This is a genomic window from Moraxella catarrhalis, from assembly GCF_001632285.1.
Classification (GTDB): domain Bacteria; phylum Pseudomonadota; class Gammaproteobacteria; order Pseudomonadales; family Moraxellaceae; genus Moraxella; species Moraxella catarrhalis.
Window position 1 is genome coordinate 1 of record NZ_LWAH01000005.1, and the last position, 4398, is coordinate 4398.

At 38.0% G+C, this 4398-nt stretch carries 5 protein-coding genes and 1 pseudogene; 4 read left to right on the plus strand and 2 right to left on the minus strand.

The window, feature by feature from the left end; all coding sequences use genetic code 11:
* The first annotated feature begins 365 nt into the window (after positions 1 to 365).
* The 3 genes and pseudogenes from A4U55_RS01340 (at position 366) to A4U55_RS01350 (ending at position 1232) form a co-directional block, all read left to right on the plus strand.
* Positions 366 to 650 carry a type II toxin-antitoxin system RelB/DinJ family antitoxin gene (locus tag A4U55_RS01340; protein WP_063453937.1) on the plus strand — a complete coding sequence of 95 codons (285 nt, stop codon included), beginning with the start codon at positions 366 to 368 and terminating at the stop codon, positions 648 to 650.
* 18 nt (positions 651 to 668) lie between these two features.
* Positions 669 to 887 (plus strand): annotated as a pseudogene (locus A4U55_RS01345) (type II toxin-antitoxin system YafQ family toxin); the annotation flags it as partial.
* Between the two features lie 33 nt (positions 888 to 920).
* Complete coding sequence (locus tag A4U55_RS01350) at positions 921 to 1232, plus strand: hypothetical protein (RefSeq protein WP_003669938.1); 312 nt, start codon at positions 921 to 923, stop codon at positions 1230 to 1232.
* A gap of 56 nt (positions 1233 to 1288) precedes the next feature.
* Here the strand turns inward: A4U55_RS01350 and A4U55_RS01355 are convergent, their stop codons facing one another.
* A complete protein-coding gene (locus tag A4U55_RS01355) occupies positions 1289 to 1492 on the minus strand; it encodes a DEAD/DEAH box helicase family protein (protein ID WP_003668143.1) in 204 nt (67 codons plus the stop codon).
* Between the two features lie 466 nt (positions 1493 to 1958).
* Here A4U55_RS01355 and A4U55_RS01360 point away from each other — a divergent pair, with 466 nt between their 5' ends.
* Complete coding sequence (locus A4U55_RS01360) at positions 1959 to 2180, plus strand: hypothetical protein (RefSeq protein ID WP_003656609.1); 222 nt, start codon at positions 1959 to 1961, stop codon at positions 2178 to 2180.
* A gap of 35 nt (positions 2181 to 2215) precedes the next feature.
* Here the strand turns inward: A4U55_RS01360 and A4U55_RS01365 are convergent, their stop codons facing one another.
* Positions 2216 to 4255, minus strand: coding sequence for a ShlB/FhaC/HecB family hemolysin secretion/activation protein (locus tag A4U55_RS01365; protein ID WP_063453938.1), 2040 nt, complete (start codon positions 4253 to 4255; stop codon positions 2216 to 2218).
* Positions 4256 to 4398 lie beyond the last annotated feature (143 nt).

Here is a 4398-nt window from a genome sequence, read left to right on the forward strand (position 1 = left end):
GTGGACTGTCCTTGTTGTTTTAAGACCTTTGAATTTTATTGCTGAATTATGAATTTGGCAATAAGGCAGAAATAATAGTGAATAATAACACAGATATTTGGCTAAAGAAAGATGGGGATAGTTTTAAGATAGCGTGGTTTTTTTATATAAATATATAAGTTTATAAATATTAAATTATGAAAGTAAGTTGATTTTTGATGTTTTTGTATAGACACCAGTTTATAAAGTTTGTGTTTTCCCCCCAAGCTGTCGCAGCCGCCAAGACCTCTCAAAAAAATCAATTAATAATCTAGGATATATTCTTGATTTTGCCCCAAAATGATTTTACAATGTAATTAAATTTATGTGCAATGCGAGCCTAAATTATGACAATGACCAATTTGAATATTCGCATTGATGACGATTTAAAGAACCAAGCAAAGGTGATTCTGGACGGTTATGGCATTTCACCAAGCCAAGCGGTCAAAATGCTGTTCTTGGAATTGGTGGCAACTTGCAAATTTCCCCTAAGCTTAAGCTATCAAGCTGACTACCAACCAAATGCTAAGACCATTTCTGCAATGCGTGAACTGGACAATGGTGGTGGTACGCTATACGCCGATCTTGATGAATTTTTGGCGGAGCATGGCGATGTTGCAAATCAAGCCTAGTAAAACTTTGATCGTGATGTTCGCAAGATTAAGCTGACAACAAACTTGGTAGAGGTTTTGGCTTGCCTTAGTCGCAGTGAAGCTTTGCCTGCTAAATACAAGGACCATGCACTAACTGGCAATTGGCAAGGTTGGTGTGATTGTCATGTTGCCAATGACTTAGTTTTGATTTATAAGATTGATGATGGGATTTTGCATTTGGCTCGATTAAATTCCCATTCAGAAGTTTTTGGCTAAAAGAATTTTCAAACACCAACAAAGGGGGTGAGTATGACTACCACAACCGACCGGCTCGATCGTCTAGTGAACGAACTTTTTCGCAAATTTGAAGAAATGTGCAAACAGCGATTTGAGCAAGAAACCCACAAATCTCAGACAGATGACACCGCAGATTGGCAACAGAAATACTATCAAGAACAAGTGGCTTATTATGAGAAACTAGCCCAAGAACGAAAAGAACGAGAAAAAGAATGGGAAGAAAAGTCGGCTGCACTTGAAAGAGAAGCCAGATGGTATCCTTGGGTTGCCTGTTCCATCATCTTGTTTGCAGTAGTTGCTTTGATTGTGAAGCACTTTTTCTAACTTAATCTTACCTTAAGCAAAAATCCACCCTTGGCGGTGGATTTTTGTATTATCTGTCAAATATGCAAAGCACAATAAACCACTTCGCCATCGTCTTGTTCTTTAAAACCCTTGCTGACCAACTTAACCGAGTTGAAGGTTTTACCCTCGTCAGAGGTTGCCATAACAATCAAATCTTGATTTTTAAAACTTTTTAACTCCTCAATAAGCGTTTGGATGGTTTTTTTTCGATCTTCCCGCTCAATAATTTCTTGGCTCATGGTTTAATCTCCAATTCTGTTTAAATTTACATCATAAGTTTCAAGGCGTGTACTTTTTTGAACCAAGTCTTGCCACCGACAAAGCCGCTTTCTAGACTTCATTAAAGTATTTTTCGCAAAAAATTATAAACATTATCATGCAAGCATATCAAACAAGTTTGTTTGTCAAAATATAAATCTATTCACTAGGGGTGGAATTAAAGTGGTATTTACGGCATGACCGTCATTAATTCTACACTGTCGAACAGCGTGAAGTATGTGAACAGCATTAATGATTTAGCACCGATTTTTCGCACAAAACACACGAAGCAAAAGATTGAGTTAACCAAGATTTTTGCCAGCTTATTAACAATATAATCTTTTATAAGTTTATAAATATAAAGATAAATATTTGTAAACTTAAATATTTTAATATTTTTTAATATTTCAATATTTTTATACTTATTAAATTATTAAGGTGACTTATATGGCAATGCAAGGGAAATTTACTCGAGACAACAAGCAACATCAAGATTTTTCAGAATCATTGGCCGTCAGTGAAAAAACTTTGGCAGAAAGAAAGGCGGTGATTGCTCATTTGGATGCTTCCTTAGCACAGCGACTTAAAGTTGCAGCAGCCAGCCATGGCGTACCGATGCGCGTCATTATCGAAGAAGCCTTAATGACTCACTTAGATAATGCAAAGTGAGTCATCTTCCACTCCATTACAAAAAATAATATGACTTAAAACTCAATGCTGGCACTCACACCCACGACGGTTTCTTTCTTCATAAATTCAGGCGTCTTAATTCCTTTTCCAATGAATATATCCAAATGAGCTGTGGTTGGTGTGTTATTTAGATAAGTATTTGATTCTTTGAAATGAGTCAAGCCATTTTGTGTTTCTTGAATTCTTGGATCTTGACTGCCTTGAAAATAATACCTCATACCAACCGCTCCAGCCAAGATATGGCGTTGATTATTAAGAGTGTTTTTTCCATAGGCATAGCCTTGATCAATACTTGCATACAACTGGGCGCTGTTTGCATTTGTACTAAAGTGCTGATTAAGATTCTGTAATGGCAATTGCCAAGCAAGTTCTTGGGATAGGCTAAAGCCATGTTCTCCTGATAAATAATTTCCCTCTTTAATGCCTTTAATGCTATATCTGCCACCCAAATAGAATAAATCAGATGGTACAGGAAGTTGTTTGGCATATTGGGCTTGTAATCTAGCAGTATAAGTGAGAGGAATGGATGTGTAAATGGGTTTATTTGCTGTTGCTTTATCTTGCGCTTGTTCAGTATCATTTGGGTTGTTTAACACAAATGGCTTTTGGAAACTGGTGTATAGTGACCAAATTGGTGCTTTTGCAAAACCCTCACTGGGTAGTTGTCGCCCAAAAGCATCATAAATATGCTCTTCAGGTGCAGGCTTTGCTTTTAGCGCCCCTGTTCCTTGCTTATAATCCAAGTTGGCATACAAATAACCACCTTGGTGAAGATGATGCTGATGAGTGATGCCAATGTTATATCCTGTTGTGCGGCGGTTTTGCACTTCAAGATTAACATCATCAATATAATTACTGCTTCGTTTGTGATTAACCTTTATATAACCTTCAGTCTTTTGATTGCCATCACGGTGCAATAAACGAGACAATCCAATTGAGCTTGTCTTGCTGGTGCCATGATAAGTCAAGGGCGCATGAAGCCCTTCAAGAAATTGCTGGTATTGGTGGTGGCTGTGTGTGGCAGAAAATTTATACAATCCATAAGGAATAGTCAAGGAAGCGTGATAATTAACCTGCCTATCCTTGCCCACCTGAACCCCAAGATCATTTTGGGCAGCGTCAATCAGGCGCGCCAATGGATAGTTGGCAGAAAGATTCCATTCATCGTTAAGATGCATGAGGTTGTTAGCACGAACATTAGCAGAAATCAGATAATTGCCATAATCTTTGGATAAACTGTTATCAATATTAATGCCAAATACAGCGCTTTGACTGCGGTCCATCCTAATGAGTAAATCACTAAAACCAAGGTTTGTGGTGTTAATGTCAATATCATTGGCGACATTACTGGAGCTGCTTGGTATAATCTGCGCGGTTGCCGTTGGATCGATGCGTTTTAAATTATCTAGACCTTGTTCTAAATATGACAGACGAAAGGCTTGATTGAACTTAAGAGGAATGGCGGCTTTGACATAAGTTGGCGTTCTGCTAGCATCGGCCAATATCACCTTTTTCACCTTGCCAGCATGGACTGTTAAAGTGAGTTTTTTAGTTGCTAAATCCTGCTCTTCAATGCTAATACTGCTAGTTAAATAACCACGCTTTAGTAATTCATTATGGGCAATATCTACAATTAAAGATAGGTTGTGATTGTTGATGCAGTGATTAAGAGCATATGTTGGCTTTGTCCGGTCCAACAGGGGCGATAGCAAGAAGCTGCGTAAATTGCTCGGCGTCATACCTAGAATATGTTTATCTTCTCCACCCTCAATCACAAAGTCAATCTCATCAACCAAAAAACATGAATCGCCATTCTTGTCATCTTGCCAATTTGGCTGGTTGATATTGGTTTGATTGATATCGACACCCATGTCGTCATCTGTTGCTGCCAAATCTTGTCTTGCTAAATGTGCAAGAGCCGCCTGACGACGATCATCGGTTATTGCAGAAAGATTTGCTTTGGTTGGGTCTGGTGCAATCTGAGCTTTGGCCACAGAAAAGATGGAGAAGCCAGTAAAAGATAAAAGAGTTACAGCAAAAGGTATAAAACGCATGGGTTTGTCCTGTCCTTGACTTATGAGTGACATAGGAAGCAATATTTTTGTAACATTATAGAAAGATGTTGTCATCATATCAGAAAATATTTATACTTACCAAATTATTTTAACGCATATACCAAACAACAAGGACAGTCCAC

Excerpts from the sequence above, each read along its gene's own strand:
- A4U55_RS01340 (WP_063453937.1), top strand. The coding sequence starts at position 366 with ATGACAATGACCAATTTGAATATTCGCATTGATGACGATTTAAAGAAC.
- A4U55_RS01350 (WP_003669938.1), top strand. The coding sequence starts at position 921 with ATGACTACCACAACCGACCGGCTCGATCGTCTAGTGAACGAACTTTTT.
- A4U55_RS01355 (WP_003668143.1), bottom strand. The coding sequence starts at position 1,492 with ATGAGCCAAGAAATTATTGAGCGGGAAGATCGAAAAAAAACCATCCAA.
- A4U55_RS01360 (WP_003656609.1), top strand. The coding sequence starts at position 1,959 with ATGGCAATGCAAGGGAAATTTACTCGAGACAACAAGCAACATCAAGAT.
- A4U55_RS01365 (WP_063453938.1), bottom strand. The coding sequence starts at position 4,255 with ATGCGTTTTATACCTTTTGCTGTAACTCTTTTATCTTTTACTGGCTTC.